Below are 13,936 nucleotides of genomic sequence, written 5' to 3'. Positions count from 1 at the left end.
CCGCTGGCTGTCTTGCCTAATCCTGCCGCTGAGGGGGCGCTGGAGTCCGCGTTTGGCTCGCCAAGTCGGTACGGTGTCCGGGAGCAGGACGCGACGGATCGCGCCCTTCGTCGAGACTGACGCGCGGTCTGTGGAGGATGTGGGGGCGGGGGCGACGACAGCATCGGCCTGTAACGTTCACGCCGCGACTGCCCGGCGCGGGCGACTCAGCCCGCCCAGGTTTCGGTTTTCAGAAAATCTATGAATGCGCGAAGGGGCGAAGGCACGTGCCTGCGGTCGTTGTAGTACAGGTAGGGGCCGTCGAATGCCTGCCACCAGTCCTCCAGTACCGGTAACAGCGTGCCCTGCTCGATCAGCGGCCCCAGGTACTCCTCGAAGGTGTAGATGATCCCGACGCCGCCTAGCGCAGCGCCCACCTCCAGATCCTGGGATGAGCTGATCAACGGTCCCTGGGGCGGGACGCGGATTCTCGCGGCGTCTTTTTCGAACTCCCATACACCCAGCTTGCCGCTCTCGAAGCGGTGACCGATCAGGCGGTGATTGAGCAGGTCGCGGGGATGCAGCGGCGTGCCGTTCTGCTCCAGATAGGCGGGCGCTGCGGCGGCTACGAAGCGCTGGCGACGCGGGCCGATGGGCACGGCGATCATGTCCTTGGCCAGGCTTTCCTCGTAACGCACGCCGGCGTCGTAGCCGGCGGCGATGACATCGATGAAGGTGTTATCCATCGTCACTTCGATGCTCACCCCCGGGTAGCGTGCGAGAAACGCAGGGACCAGCTTGGGCAATACGAAACGCGCGACGGGCACCGGTACATTAAGGCGCAGGGTCCCCACAGGACGCTGCGCATCTTCGTGAAGGTCGCCGAAGGCCGCGCTCATTTGCTCGAGAGCCGGGCGTAGCCGCTCCAGCAGGCGTGCACCGACTTCCGTCGGGACCACGCTGCGGGTCGTGCGGTTGAGCAGCCTGATGCCCAGATCGCTTTCCAGCCGGCGCACACCGTCGCTGATGGAGGAGGCCGACATGCCACGTTTCTGGGCTGCCACCCGGAACCCGCCCGCCTCCACCACCGCGGCGAAGAGGGCGACATCGGTCAGGTTGGGCTGGCGCATGGCGGCTCTCCTAAAAGGAAGAGCGGATTGTACGGTTGAGCGTACATAGCGTCCATTTCGGTGCGGCTTATCGGCGATAATCCACGGGTTAACAATGCCTCACGTCGACGGCACCGCCTTGTAGCGGTTCGTCAGGTCATTCCCTACGTGAGGATCGAACAATGAGAAGTGCAACCCTGCAGATGGATCCCATCCGTATCGCCGGCGCCGCGTGGCGTAGAGGCCTTGCAACCGTCGGTCTGGTCCTGGGCTGCCTGCTGGACGTCGGCATCGCCAGCGCCCAGAGCCGGCCAAAACCGGATTGGAGCCTGGCGGACATGCCCTCGCAGAGTGGCCGTATTTTCCTCGTCACGGGCGGCACCAGCGGCATGGGCTACGAAGACGCCAAGGCCCTCGCTGCCGCTGGCGCCCGGGTAGTGATTGCTGCACGCACCCCACAACGGGGCGACGAGGCCATTGCCCGTATCAAGCAGGAGGTAGCCGACGCCCAGGTACACTTCGAGGCGGTGGACCTGGCCAACCTGGCATCGGTCCAGGCGCTCGGCGAACGCCTCAGCGCGACCCTGCCGCGCCTCGATGGGTTGATCAATAACGCCGCGATCATGGCTCCCCCGCAGCGTGTCGCCTCGACCGATGGCTACGAGTTGCAACTGGCCACCAACTATCTGGGCCACTTCGCCCTGACCGCCCATCTGCTGCCGCTGCTGCGCAAGAGCGATGACGCGCGGGTCGTGACCCTGTCCAGCATCGCTGCCGCGCGCGGCACCCTCGATTTCGATGACCTGCAATCCGAGCGGTCCTACGACCCCTACGCGTCCTATGCCCAGTCCAAGCTGGCCGGTCTGATGTTCGCCCTCGAACTGCAGCGCCGCAGCGAGGCGCAAGGCTGGGGGATTCGGAGCATCGCCGCTCACCCTGGCGTGGCCGTGACGGAGCTGATCGAGCGCGGTCCGGGCCTGGACAGCGCGTTCGGACGCAACTGGGCCAAGGAGCGCGAGCGCTATCACTCCGCCGCTCAGGGTGCGCTGCCGACGCTGTACGCAGTCACCGCCGTCGAAGCGCAACCAGGTGCCTACTACGGCCCCACGGGCGAGGGAGAAAAGCGCGGTCCTCTGGGGCTGGCCAGCGTACCGGCCGCCGCGAAAGACGCGGCGGCGGCCACTCGTCTATGGACGGTTAGTGAACAGCTGACCGGTGTCAGCTACCGCTAAGCCAGGCGCCAGGCGAGGAGAGTCATCATGCTGTCAGCCACTCTGGTACAGCGCCTCGGCGCCGCCATCGACGCCGAGCGTCACGAGCTGAAACCTGCGATGGCGGGGTTCGCGCTGTTTTTCTGCCTGTTCTCCGGCTATTTCATGCTGCGCCCGATTCGCGAGTCGATGGGCATCATGGCCGGCATCGAGAACCTGCAATGGCTATTCACCGTCACCTTCGTGGTCATGCTGGTGGCGGTGCCGTCGTTCGCCTGGCTCAGCTCCCGTGTGCCGCGTATTCACTTCGTCGATTGGGTCTACGGGTTCTTCTGTCTGAACCTGCTGGCCTTCGCCGGACTGTTCCAGCTCAGCGCTGACAACGTCTGGCTGGCCCGGGTGTTCTACGTATGGATTTCGGTCTACAACCTGTTCGTGGTCTCGGTGGCCTGGAGCCTGATGGCCGATGTGTTCGACGGGCTTCAGGCCAAGCGCCTGTTCGCCTTCATTGCGGCGGGCGCGAGCGTCGGTGGCCTGGTCGGGCCGGCGACGAGCGCGCTGCTTGTTGGAGCCGTTGGCCAATCCGGGCTGGTGTTGCTGGCCGCCGTGCTGCTGGGCGTCGCGCTGGCACTGAAAGTGCCGCTGATGCGCTGGCGGGAAATCGGTGGCGCCGGCAGACCCGGTGCGCCCGTCACGGAGAGCCCGCGCAAGCCAGTGACGGGCAACCCGTTCAGCGGTCTGACGCGGGTCATGCAGTCGCCTTATCTGTTCGCCATCGCCGTCTTCGTCGTCCTGCTCGCCACGGTGACGACCTTTCTGTATTTCGAGCAGGCACGCCTGGTGGCCGAGCGCTTTCCGGACCGCGCTTCGCAGATCAGGGTGTTCGGCATCATCGATGTGATCGTCCAGACCGGAGCCTTGCTGGCGCAGTTGTTCATCATCGGGCGCATCGCTCGGACGCTGGGGGTGCGCATGCTGCTGGCGATCGTGCCGGTGTTGGTCTGCGTGGGCTTTATCGGTCTCGCCCTGGCGCCCACGTTCGTCCTGTTGGCGGCGCTGATGATCGTCAGGCGCATCGGTGAGTACGCCTTCGTCCGACCGGGCCGGGAGATGCTCTTCGCGCCGCTGGATGCCGAGAGCAAGTACAAGGCCAAGGGGTTCATCGATACGGTCGTCTACCGGGCGGGCGACGCCCTGAGCGGCTGGGTGAAGAGTGGCCTGGACATGCTCGGCCAGGGCGTGGTGCCGGTGGCGCTGGTCGGTGCCACCTGCGCCCTGGCCTGGGGCGCGCTTGGCTGGTACCTGGGCAGGCAGGCCGACGCGTTGAGCAGGCGCTCGACGCCGGTTCGGTGATGCCCCTGTGCGCTCGGGGCGGATCGCCTGCGCGTGGTCATCGCCACGATGCAAGGCGTGGGACCACGCGTACCGATCGCACCGGGGACTCCAGCTCCGGCCCTTCAGTGCCCTGACGGCATCTTCGCGCATCGCCGCCTCTCAGTGACGGCCCTGGCAGGTAAAGCGCGGCGATCTGCACCGGTCATGCCTGCGGTTCCCCGGATACGCCGGCGGCCAGCGAAGTGTTGCAACGCTTTTCGACAGGAGGATCGGGCAATAAACCGGGACGATCCTGCTACGGCCACGGCGTACCGCAAGGGCAGGCTTCTCTATGGAGGGCCGGCGTGCGCGCGGCCGATCAGAAAAACCACAAGAGGATTTCAGCCATGCGTATTCCAACGTTGCGTAACACCCGTGCCGCGGCCCTGGGCGGCGTGCTGTTACTAGGTGCTCTGCTACCGGGACCGGCCAATGCCAGCAGCGACGTCGAGGCCCGCAACAGGCAGGCGGTCACCGAGGCCTTCGATCGCTGGGCGGCTGGTGGCAATACCTTCTTTCGCGACATCCTGACGCCCGACGTGGTGTGGACCATCAACGGCTCAGGCCCCAGCGCCGGCGTTCATCACGGCCTGGACGCCTTCGTGTCCGAGGCGGTGCAGCCCTTCGCTGCACGTCTGTCCACGCCGGTGCGTCCGGTGAGCAGGCAGATATGGGCCGATGGTGACCACGTGATCATCCAGTGGGACGGTGCCGGCGTAGCCCGCGACGGTCGGCCCTATCGCAACAGCTACGCGTGGATTTTCCACATGCGTGACGGCAGGGCCTTCGAGGTGTCGGCCTACCTGGACCTGCCGGCCTACGACGACGTGCTGCAGCGCATTCCGCTACCCACGCAGTGACTGACGGAATCGATGACGCGACCTGCCGCCGAGCAACTCGTATCTACCGCCGTGCTCGCCCAGCTCGCGTAGAACGTCATGGATTTATCCGTAGACGCCTGCGTTCCAGTCACGCGTGGCTGATCACTCCAGCTAGACGTCGATCATCCTTGGCGCGTGCCGACTTCGGCCCGGCAAGCCAGGCGTATTCATTCACCCGCCTGGACTTTAAGAGTCGGCGCCAGTGGCGAACCGATGTTCCGCTGGCGTGTCCATGAAGCTTCAGCTGCACTCCCGGGCAAAGTGGCCGGGGCATTCCTGGATGTCGCTCTTCGGTAACTTGATCGTCCAAAGTACGCCAGCGGAACATCATCGAACGGATGTTTGGCCGGCCAAAAGAGAGGCGCAGAATCGGGGCTCGCTACTACAGGCAGGCAAGAGGCCCGCGGCCGTGGTCGCGCACTGGCCGCCGCCAACGTCGTATGCGACACTCGCGAAGGCGACGGTTTTGCTCTCGCCAGTGATATAAAAGTGCTATTACAGTTTCCATGAAATAGCCTCGATCAGCTGCTGGGAATGTTGATGAAATCCAGGGCTTGGCAGTGAAGAAAAGTCTGTTTTCAGCAAGGTTGCTGACCGCAGGAGCTATTTGAACTTTGATAATGGAGTCTGCATCGTGTCAAACAAACGATTCTTGAAAGTTGCACTTGCCGGCTTTATCGTTTCGCTGGTGGCAGGGTGTGGAAGTATCGCATCGTCGATGGCGACTGATAGCAAATTGCAGGAAAAAGCAGGTGTGGCTCTAAATACTTCGCCAGACCGATTGAAGATTCTGGATCGCAGCACCACCCTCGACTCCGTCAACTTCAAAGTGCAGAGCAGCAAAGGTATTTATAACTGCTATTACACGTCGGTCTATGGCGCTGTGGATTCTGACACTCTGTGTTCGGGGCCGGTCGACGGTGAAAGCGTGCAGGATTCCAGTACGAACTCCACCCAGTGCAATGCGTTGACCAAAGCCGCGGGCCGTTGCTGAAATGCTTCGTACAGCGTGTGGATTGATTCCGGCTGCCTTCATGGCAGCCTGTTTCAGCTCGTTGCAGGGATGTGTACCGATAAAACCCGTCCAGCAAGCCAGTGCAGACCAGGGCTCGGGCCTGGATACCGAAACAGCCGAGCGCCGCAAGGTCGAAGATGATCTTTTCGCTAACGCAAAATCAGCAGGAAAGGTCATTCTGGTGGTGCCCACCGCCAGCCTGGACAGCTTGAACGTAGACTTTCAAAACAATGACTCGACGATGGAGTTTTTGAAGTTGCGTTCGGCGGTTACGGAGTGGACGAATACACGCGATCCCTCTTCCTCGTTCAAGGTGGGCTACGACACCAAAACTACCGATATAGGCACGGAACATGGCTCATATTTTCAGGTGGTTTTTGGTCATACGCTGTACAAGATCTACCTGATAAATCCCGGGCGCTATTCGATTTCAAGCCTGGGTTATGATTTGCCAAGGACACCGGCCTTTGCGACTCCCGGCGACCGGGGTGGCAGACCCTCACCCATGGGATACGCGACGTTCGAGCCCAAGAGTTTCACGGAGTATGACCGTGGGCAGAAGTGGGAGGATGCCACTTATAGAACGGAAACGGTCGAGCAAAAGGTTTGCACGCAAGTTCGCGTTGTAAGCGGCGAGTGCACTTATGTCGATACGCAGACTTACGACGTAAAACGGCAAACGGGCGCTGCTGGCTGGCGGCAGACTATCTCGCAGCGGGAAGTCGAGGGCAGGACGGTGACCGCTCATTTGTCCAAGGAGTTTGCTGCATTCGATGTGGCGGCAGGTGAGGTGGTGCTGATCGACGGTTTCTTTGCCGATCCGCCAAGTATTAACTACGACCCCGAGAGTTGTAAGCAAACACAGCAACGCCAAATGCGCTGCGAGTTAGAGCAAGTCAGAATGGTCAAGATACTTGGGGAGGTCGATCAGGTCCTGCACGCCCAAGATCCTGCAGACTACGGATTTCCGAAGATGGCGGGAGTGCTCAAGCAATTGACCTATCGACCCATCACGGTGCAGGCCCGGAAAGTTTCCGGTCAGTCAGCTTGGGGGCCGACCTACTCCCTGGAAGTCAACTGATACATCTGACGGGATCGGCGGACGTCGGATAGGCTGACCGATGTCCTCCCATCCCAAACCTCTTGAATGCGTGGTCACGACGGCCACCCAAAGCATCTCTTGCCTCGCTGCATGGACTCATCTGAATCAGGCTCAGCGACTTGTAGGATGCGGTATGACTCGGGCCGTCGACTGCATGAGCCTGCACCGAGAGCTTTTTCGATACTCAAAGAAAAGCCCCTGATTTTCTCTAGGAAAATCAGGGGCTTATTTGGTGGAGCCGGGGGGATTTGAACCCCCGTCCGCCAGCTCTCCACTATCGGTTCTACATGCTTAGCCATCTCTACTGAGTTAACTCCGCGCGGCCCGAGTGGCAGGGCGCTTGGAGCGAGCTGTATGAGTTTTAGCCGTTACGTCTACAGCGAACTTGGCGGCGATCCTGTTCTATCTGACTGTCCAGAATCTTCGGGTTTACAGGCATCCCCTATGGACAGCTAGCGGCACTTAGGCGGCTAGAGCGTAGTTGTCGTCGTTGGCAACTATGAATTTGCAACAGTGGATTTACGAGTTCTGTTACCAACTCGGCATGCCCCTCAAGTTTTGTTACCGGCGTCGAATCCTAATCGGCCCCAAAATCTGAACGGTGTAACGGTGTTGCAGCGGCGTAGTCTACGGCAACGGGCCTTCGGCGTCGACCGCTACGCCAGGAAGCCGGCACGTAGCCGGCTTCCTGGCCGCGTGAGCAGAACGGTCCGATTACTGGCCGCTGCCGCTGCCGCCGCCGTCACCAGGGGCCTTCATCATCTGCAGAGCTTTGCCGCTGGCCGCGATGCAGGCTTTCTCGTCGCCGGCGTCGCGCGCCTTCATGGCTTCCGCCTTCAGTTCGGCCACTTCGGATTTCATCGGTTCGCCCAGGGTCGGGGCGGTGGTCATGCCGTCGTCGATCTTCTGCAGGTTCACATCACAAAGGTCGCTCGCGGCGAAAACCGGCGATGTCATCAGTGCGGCAGCAAAAACAAGCGCGGTACGTTTCATGTGTTTCTCCTCGGTCAAAGATTCGGCACAGGCGCCTTTGGCTTACCCGTTTGACTCACCGTGGAAGCGCTCTGGATAGAGGTTTTTCGCTTCCTTGGCTGGCCGTTTCGAACAAGTCCTTTTTATTACCGGACTTGCAAAAATGGACTCCGGCGAATTGCCAGGGGTTCATTTTTTTCTCGCGCCGCTTGGCTGAGGTTTGTTTCGGCGAAAAAAAGCCCCGTACGTGACGGGGCTAAAGACTTGTGCAATCAAACAGTTAGAGGTGTGGCTCGGGGGCGGGAGACGCGGTCGACGAGATACACCAGGCCGTGGTAGTCGATGCCGCCGTGTTGGGTCAGGCCGATTTCGCAGGTGCGACTGGTGGAGATGCCTTCGTCGCAGTGCTGCACCGCGTCCTTGAGCGAACGCAGCGAGTGGCCGTTCAGCTCCGGGGTGGTGAAGCCCTTGTCGCCGGCGAAGCCGCAGCAATGGATGCCTTCGGGAATCACCACGGTCTTCGCGCAGCGCTTGGCGATTTCGATCAGCGCCGGGCCTTCGCCCAGGTGCTGGGTACTGCAGGTGACGTGGACGGCGATCGGCGCTTCCTGCGGGACGATGTCCAGACGGTCGAGCAGGTGGGTGCGGATGAAGCGCACCGGGTCGTGCACGTCGAGGCGTTCGTCGGCGAGCTCCTGGACCAGCCGCAGGGTGCAGGGGCTGGTGTCGCAGTAGATCGGGTCGAGCCCGCCGCGGCTGGCTTCGAGCAATGCGTCGAGGGTTTCCTGGCGCTTGCGGTTGGCCTGCTCGAAGTAGCCCTTGGAGGCGAATGGCTGGCCGCAGCAGAGGTTGTCGAGGTTCTTCGGGAAGACCACTTGGTAGCCGGCCTTCTCCAGCAGCGCGCGGGTCTTGTCGAGCAGCGGCAGCTGTTCCTTGTCGCCGGACGCGGGGCCCATCGCACGCGAAATGCAAGCCGCCAGATAGACCACGCGCGGGCGCTGGTCGGCATTCGATTCCGGCAGGTTGAGCTTCTGGATCGGCTGCGGCATGGCCGGCGTCCACAGCGGGACGCGGCCTTTGCTGGCCTTGCTCAGCGCGGCGGAGGTCCGGCCCAGCAGCGGCGCGCCGAGCAGCAGCCGCGCGCCATTGGCCACGTGCAGCATGAAGCGGGCGCCAAGCATGGCGGTACGGAAGTGTTCGGCCGTCCAGGTGGCGGCCTTGGCGTGGTGCGCGTGCACGCTGCGCAGCTTGCGCACCAGTTCGCCGGTGTTGATGCCCACCGGGCAGCGCTGGGCGCAGAGGCCGGTGGCGGCGCAGGTGTCCACCCCACGGTAGGCGTAGTCGGCTTCCAGCTCGGCGGTGTCGACGCCCGCGCGCTGCCTGGCCTGGATGTCGCGCCACATGACGATGCGCTGGCGCGGGGTCAGGGTCAGCCCGTTGGACGGGCAGACCGGCTCGCAGAAGCCGCACTCGATGCACTTGTCGACCAGGGTGTCGGCGGCCGGCAGCGGCTTGAGGTTCTTCAGGTGGATGTCCGGGTCTTCGGAGAGCACCACACCGGGGTTCAGGATGCCGTTGGGGTCGAGCAGCCGTTTGAGTGACCACATCAGCTGGTAGGCCTCGTTGCCCCATTCCAGTTCGACGAAGGGCGCCATGTTGCGGCCGGTACCGTGCTCGGCCTTCAGTGAACCGCCGAACTCCACCGCCACCAGCTGCGCGACGTCTTCCATGAACGCCGAGTAGCGCTGGATCTGTTCCGGCGTCTCGAAGCTCTGGGTGAAGACGAAGTGCAGGTTGCCCTCCAGCGCGTGGCCGAACAGGATCGCCTCGTCGTAGTGATGCTTTTCCAGCAGTTCGATCAGACGGTTGACGCCCTCGGCCAGCTGTTCGACCGGGAAGGTCACGTCCTCGATGATCACCGTGGTACCGGTCTCGCGCACCGCGCCGACGGCCGGGAAGGTGTCCTTGCGGATCGCCCACAGCCGTCCGTATTCCACCGGGTCCTCGGTGAAGTCGACTCGCGCCTCGGTGGGGAAGGGGGCCAGCGAGGCCATGATCTGCCCGAGCTGTTCGTGAAGCAGGCTGTGGCTGGCCGCGCGCGACTCGATCAGCAGCGCGCAGGCCCCTTCGGACAGTGTCTGCACGAAGGCCGGCATGCCCGGCTTGTCCTGCACCGAACGCATGCTGCGACGGTCGAGCAGTTCCACCGCGGAAACCGGTTGCTGCTTGAGCACCGGCACCGCGCGGCAGCAGGTTTCCACATCGGGGAAGACGATGAAGGCGGTGGCCTTGTGCGGGTACTCCGGCACGGTGTCGTAGGTCACCGCGCTGATGAACCCCAGCGTGCCTTCGGAGCCGACCAGCAGGTGGTTGAGGATGTCCAGCGGCTGGTCGTAGTCCACCAGCGCATTGAGCGACAGCCCGGTGGTGTTCTTCAATCGGTACTTGTGACGGATTTTTGCCGCCAGCCCGGTGTTGGCGCGGGTCTGCCGGCCGAGTTCGGCCAGCTGTTCGAGCAGCGCTGCATGGGATTGCTCGAAGGCAGCGACGCTGGCCGGGTCTTCGCTGTCCAGCACCGTGCCGTCGGCCAGCACCAGGCGCAGGCCGGCCAGCGTGTGGTAGGTGTTCTGCGCCGTACCGCAGCACATGCCGCTGGAGTTGTTGGCGACGATGCCGCCGATCTTGGCCGCGTTGATCGAGGCCGGGTCCGGCCCGATCTTGCGTCCGAACGGGGCCAGCCAGGCGTTGGCCTGGGCGCCGATCACGCCCGGCTGCAGGCGGATCTGCGTGCCTTCGCCGCGTATTTCGCGGGCGTTCCAGTGATCGCCGAGGACGATCAGTACCGAGTCGCTGACCGATTGCCCGGAGAGGCTGGTGCCGGCCGCGCGAAAGGTCACGGGGACCTTGGATGCCTGCGCCTGACGCAACAGCGCGACCACTTCGTGCTCCGACTCGACGCGCACTACCAGCTTCGGAATCAGGCGATAGAAGCTCGCGTCCGTGCCGTAGGCAAGGGTCGATAGCGGATCGTCGAAACGCCGCTCACGCGGGATCAACTGCTCGACGGCGGCGACGAAGTCGGCCGGCAGGGCGACGGACGTGTTCATTCAGGCTCCAGGTTCGGTTGTGGCGGGCCGCGTCGGCGAGGGCGCCGCGCGGCCTCATCGGTTTAGTCGACGTGGCGGGTGGTCTGGTATTCGCCCAGTTCGCGGACCAGCGAATCCGCGCTGATTTCGCTGATGGATTTGGCGCCGGTGAGCACCATCGCCACGCGCATTTCCTTCTCGATCAGGTTGAGCAGGTTGGTCACGCCGGCTTCGCCGTCCACCGCCAGTGCGTAGGCGAAGGCACGCCCGAGCAGTACGGTATCGGCGCCCAGGGCGATCATGCGCACCACGTCGAGGCCATTGCGGATGCCCGAGTCGGCGAGGATCTTGAGGTCGCCCTTGACCGCATCGGCGATCGCCGGCATCGCCCGCGCGCTGGAGAGCACGCCGTCGAGCTGACGGCCGCCATGGTTGGAGACGATGATGCCGTCCGCGCCGAACTTGACCGCATCGCGGGCGTCCTCGGGGTCGAGGATGCCTTTGATGACCATCGGGCCGTCCCAGAAATCGCGAATCCACTGCAGGTCCTGCCAGGAGATCGACGGATCGAAGTTGGTCGCCAGCCAGCCGATGTAGTCCTCCAGCCCGGTGGGATGGCCGCGGTAGGTGGAAATGTTGCCGAGGTCGTGCGGCTTGCCGTTCAGGCCCACGTCCCAGGCCCACAGCGGGTGGGTCATGGCCTGTACCACGCGGCGCAGGGCGGCGTTCGGGCCGCTCATGCCTGAGTGGGCGTCGCGGTAGCGTGCGCCGGGAGTGGGCATGTCGACGGTGAACACCAGGGTGGTCACGCCGGCGGCCTTGGCGCGCTCGAGGGCGTTCTTCATGAAGCCGCGGTCTTTCAGCACGTAGAGCTGGAACCACATCGGCCGCTTGATCGCCGGCGCGACTTCCTCGATCGGGCAGACCGACACGGTGGACAGGGTGAAGGGAATGCCCTTGGCGTCGGCGGCGCGTGCGGCCTGCACTTCGCCGCGGCGGGCGAGCATGCCGGTCAGCCCGACGGGCGCCAGGGCAACCGGCATCGACAGGGTCTCGCCGAACAGCTGGGTCTCCAGGCTCAGCTCGGACATGTTGCGCAGTACGCGCTGGCGCAGGGCGATGCTGGCCAGGTCGTCGACGTTGCGGCGCAGGGTGTACTCGGCGTAGGCGCCGCCGTCGACATAGTGGAACAGGAAGGGCGGCAGCTTGCGTTTGGCCGCGGCGCGGTAATCGGTAGAGGCGGAGATGATCATGTGTTCACACCGTTTGGGAAAGCGAGGCGGGCGCCAGGTGGGCGTCGTCCTCGACAGGGAAACTGGATGTCGGTGCACCTGCGGCGCAGATGCGCGGCGAGTCGCGGCGCTGCCGACGGGCCTGGATGTCCCGCTCCAGGTGGCTGTAAACGCCTGCGGAACGGAATGCCGACTGGCATCCGTCCCGCGTGGCTCTGACAGCGTAGTCAACCGCGGTCAGTGCCTCAGTGCACCAGCATGCCGGTGAACACGTAGGCCTGCAGCACGGTGATGATGCCGACGAAGGTGGCGAAGATCAGGCTGTGCTTGAGGGTGAAGCGGAACAGGTCGGATTCCTTGCCCACCAGGCCGGTCGCAGCGCAGGCTACGGCGATGGACTGTGGCGAGATCATCTTGCCGGTCACGCCGCCGCTGCTGTTGGCGGCCACCAGCAGCGTGTCGTTCACGCCGATCTGGTGCGCGGTGGTCGCCTGCAGCGAGCCGAACAGGGCATTGGACGAGGTGTCCGAGCCGGTCAGGAACACGCCCAGCCAGCCGAGAAACGGCGAGAAGAACGGGAAGGCCGCGCCGGTGCCGGCGAGAACCAGCGCCATGGTGGTGGACATGCCGGAGTAGTTGGTGACGAAGGCGAAGGCCAGCACCATGCCGATCGACATGATCGGGAACTTCAGCTCGACCAGGGTCTCCTTGAATGTGGTCAGACCAATTCGTGGGGTGATCCGCAGGATGAACATCGACAGGACCGCGGAGAGGAAGATCGCGGAGCCGGTGGCGGAGATCGGGTCGAGCTTGAACACGGCCGGCATTGGCGTCGGGTTGGCGACGATCGGGGCCACCTTGATCACCAGTTGGTCGAGGTAGGGCACGGCGAAGGTGAACACGCTGCTGTACAGCGCACCGCCCGCGGCGAACATCGCCTTGAACGGCTTCAGCGTCCAGATGGTGACGACCACGGTGAGGATCAGGAACGGCGACCAGGCCTTGAGGATCTGGCCGAAGCTGTAGGGCGAGGCGACCGTGGAGCGGGCTCCGCCGAAACCGCCGACCACGGCAGCGCCGCCCGCGGTGATGCCGACCACTTCGGCTTCCTTGGCCGCGGCGCCACTGCGCTTGGGCTGCCAGACCTTGAGGAACAGGGTCAGGGAAATCAGGCTGAACAGCGCGGAGGTGATGTCCGGCAGTTCCGGGCCGATGAAGTTGGAGGTGAAGAACTGCGCAACGGCGAAGCTGGCACCGGCAACCAGTGCGGCGGGCCAGGTTTCCTTGATGCCGCGCAGGCCGTCCATCATCGCCACCAGCCAGAACGGCACGATCAGCGACAGCAGCGGCAGTTGGCGACCGGTCATGGCGCCGATCTTGAACGCGTCGATGCCGGTGACCTGGCCTGCGACGATGATCGGGATACCCAGCGCGCCGAACGCCACTGGCGCGGTGTTGGCAATCAGGCACAGGCCGGCGGCATACAGCGGGTTGAAGCCGAGGCCGACGAGCAGGGCCGCGGTGATCGCCACCGGTGCGCCGAAGCCGGCGGCGCCTTCGAGGAACGCGCCGAAGGAGAAGCCGATCAGCAGCATCTGCAGACGCTGGTCGTCGGTGATCGACAGCACCGAGCTGCGGATGATCTCGAACTGGCCGCTCTTGACCGTCAGTTTGTAGAGGAATACCGCCGCGACGATGATCCAGGCGATCGGCCAGAGACCATAGGCGAAGCCGTAGCCGGCCGAGGCCAGCGCCTTCTCGACGGGCATGTCGAAGGCGAAGATGGCGATCAGCATGGAGAGGGCCAGGGTGATGGTCCCGGCGACGTAGCCCTTCATGCGGAATACCGCGAGGCCGAGGAAGAAGAACACGATCGGTATCAGTGCGACCGCCGCGGACAGCCACAGGCTGCCAAGCGGGGTGTAGATCTGTTGCCAAGTCTGCATGGGGACTCCCCTGTTTATTGTGGTTGTAG

The 13,936-nt window shown here is 63.8% G+C and carries 10 protein-coding genes, 1 other RNA gene and 1 pseudogene; 6 read left to right on the top strand and 6 right to left on the bottom strand.

Going from position 1 to position 13,936, the window contains the following annotated elements:
• Positions 1-206: 206 nt before the first annotated feature.
• Positions 207-1,109, bottom strand: coding sequence for a LysR family transcriptional regulator (locus BLV15_RS00435; RefSeq protein ID WP_090223666.1), 903 nt, complete (start codon positions 1,107-1,109; stop codon positions 207-209).
• Between the two features lie 161 nt (positions 1,110-1,270).
• Here BLV15_RS00435 and BLV15_RS00430 point away from each other — a divergent pair, with 161 nt between their 5' ends.
• The 6 genes and pseudogenes from BLV15_RS00430 to BLV15_RS00410 all read left to right on the top strand — a co-directional run bounded on the left by BLV15_RS00430 (position 1,271) and on the right by BLV15_RS00410 (position 6,650).
• A complete protein-coding gene (locus tag BLV15_RS00430; protein WP_090223664.1) occupies positions 1,271-2,320 on the top strand; it encodes an SDR family oxidoreductase in 1,050 nt (349 codons plus the stop codon).
• A 27-nt stretch (positions 2,321-2,347) separates the two neighbouring features.
• On the top strand, positions 2,348-3,652 hold the full coding sequence (locus BLV15_RS00425; RefSeq protein WP_090223663.1) for an NTP/NDP exchange transporter: 1,305 nt from the start codon (positions 2,348-2,350) through the stop codon (positions 3,650-3,652).
• Between the two features lie 368 nt (positions 3,653-4,020).
• Positions 4,021-4,533 (top strand): nuclear transport factor 2 family protein, encoded by a 513-nt coding sequence (locus tag BLV15_RS00420; RefSeq protein WP_090223661.1) that lies wholly within the window; start codon positions 4,021-4,023, stop codon positions 4,531-4,533.
• A 329-nt stretch (positions 4,534-4,862) separates the two neighbouring features.
• Positions 4,863-4,952 (top strand): annotated as a pseudogene (locus BLV15_RS21790) (IS5/IS1182 family transposase); the annotation flags it as partial.
• A gap of 236 nt (positions 4,953-5,188) precedes the next feature.
• On the top strand, positions 5,189-5,548 hold the full coding sequence (locus tag BLV15_RS00415; protein WP_245728110.1) for a hypothetical protein: 360 nt from the start codon (positions 5,189-5,191) through the stop codon (positions 5,546-5,548).
• Positions 5,549-5,588: 40 nt separating this feature from the next.
• On the top strand, positions 5,589-6,650 hold the full coding sequence (locus BLV15_RS00410) for a hypothetical protein (protein ID WP_245728109.1): 1,062 nt from the start codon (positions 5,589-5,591) through the stop codon (positions 6,648-6,650).
• 251 nt (positions 6,651-6,901) lie between these two features.
• Here BLV15_RS00410 and ssrA read toward each other — a convergent pair.
• The 5 genes from ssrA to BLV15_RS00385 all read right to left on the bottom strand — a co-directional run bounded on the left by ssrA (position 6,902) and on the right by BLV15_RS00385 (position 13,907).
• Positions 6,902-7,260: a transfer-messenger RNA gene (ssrA, locus tag BLV15_RS00405) on the bottom strand.
• 125 nt (positions 7,261-7,385) lie between these two features.
• Positions 7,386-7,664 carry a hypothetical protein gene (locus BLV15_RS00400; protein ID WP_090223660.1) on the bottom strand — a complete coding sequence of 93 codons (279 nt, stop codon included), beginning with the start codon at positions 7,662-7,664 and terminating at the stop codon, positions 7,386-7,388.
• 251 nt (positions 7,665-7,915) lie between these two features.
• Positions 7,916-10,750, bottom strand: a complete 2,835-nt coding sequence (locus BLV15_RS00395; RefSeq protein WP_090223658.1) for an FAD-binding and (Fe-S)-binding domain-containing protein — start codon at positions 10,748-10,750, stop codon at positions 7,916-7,918.
• Positions 10,751-10,812: 62 nt separating this feature from the next.
• Entirely contained in the window at positions 10,813-11,982 is a 1,170-nt protein-coding gene (gene lldD, locus BLV15_RS00390; protein ID WP_090223657.1) for an FMN-dependent L-lactate dehydrogenase LldD, read from the bottom strand.
• Positions 11,983-12,206: 224 nt separating this feature from the next.
• Positions 12,207-13,907, bottom strand: coding sequence for a lactate permease LctP family transporter (locus BLV15_RS00385; RefSeq protein WP_090223655.1), 1,701 nt, complete (start codon positions 13,905-13,907; stop codon positions 12,207-12,209).
• Between the last annotated feature and the right edge of the window lie 29 nt (positions 13,908-13,936).

This window comes from Pseudomonas kuykendallii, from assembly GCF_900106975.1.
In the GTDB taxonomy this organism is placed as follows: Bacteria; Pseudomonadota; Gammaproteobacteria; order Pseudomonadales; family Pseudomonadaceae; genus Pseudomonas_O; species Pseudomonas_O kuykendallii.
Note: the sequence above shows the minus strand (reverse complement) of the source record. Positions and strands in the feature narration are given on the sequence as shown.

Bases quoted from the DNA above. Each gene is read 5' to 3' on its own strand.
- BLV15_RS00435 (WP_090223666.1), bottom strand. From the start codon at position 1,109: ATGCGCCAGCCCAACCTGACCGATGTCGCCCTCTTCGCCGCGGTGGTG.
- BLV15_RS00430 (WP_090223664.1), top strand. From the start codon at position 1,271: ATGAGAAGTGCAACCCTGCAGATGGATCCCATCCGTATCGCCGGCGCC.
- BLV15_RS00425 (WP_090223663.1), top strand. From the start codon at position 2,348: ATGCTGTCAGCCACTCTGGTACAGCGCCTCGGCGCCGCCATCGACGCC.
- BLV15_RS00420 (WP_090223661.1), top strand. From the start codon at position 4,021: ATGCGTATTCCAACGTTGCGTAACACCCGTGCCGCGGCCCTGGGCGGC.
- BLV15_RS00410 (WP_245728109.1), top strand. From the start codon at position 5,589: ATGGCAGCCTGTTTCAGCTCGTTGCAGGGATGTGTACCGATAAAACCC.
- BLV15_RS00400 (WP_090223660.1), bottom strand. From the start codon at position 7,664: ATGAAACGTACCGCGCTTGTTTTTGCTGCCGCACTGATGACATCGCCG.
- BLV15_RS00395 (WP_090223658.1), bottom strand. From the start codon at position 10,750: ATGAACACGTCCGTCGCCCTGCCGGCCGACTTCGTCGCCGCCGTCGAG.
- lldD (WP_090223657.1), bottom strand. From the start codon at position 11,982: ATGATCATCTCCGCCTCTACCGATTACCGCGCCGCGGCCAAACGCAAG.
- BLV15_RS00385 (WP_090223655.1), bottom strand. From the start codon at position 13,907: ATGCAGACTTGGCAACAGATCTACACCCCGCTTGGCAGCCTGTGGCTG.